This window comes from Vibrio ordalii ATCC 33509 (assembly GCA_000257205.1).
Classification (GTDB): Bacteria; Pseudomonadota; Gammaproteobacteria; order Enterobacterales; family Vibrionaceae; genus Vibrio; species Vibrio ordalii.
Genome location: AEZC01000176.1, coordinates 1 through 237, shown reverse-complemented (window position 1 = coordinate 237; position 237 = coordinate 1). Strand labels below are relative to the sequence as shown.

The 237-nt window shown below is 45.1% G+C and carries 1 tRNA gene; it reads right to left on the bottom strand.

The window, feature by feature from the left end:
• Nucleotides 1–101: 101 nt before the first annotated feature.
• Nucleotides 102–177, bottom strand: a tRNA-His gene (locus VOR_RS0112195).
• Nucleotides 178–237 lie beyond the last annotated feature (60 nt).

The following is a 237-nucleotide window of genomic DNA, read 5'->3' as shown; positions in this document are numbered from 1 at the left end:
CTACTCCTAACATCAGGATGCGCTATCAAACTAGGCGATGCACTAATGCATATCTTTCTTCTCGACTTTCACCAAGAACGGAAACCGAAGTTGCCGAATAATGGGGTGGCTAACGAGACTTGAACTCGCGACAACCGGAATCACAATCCGGGGCTCTACCAACTGAGCTATAGCCACCATCAAACTTTGCAATAACCGCTTGCTTGCCGTTATTTTCCTTTTCATTTTTAACCAATG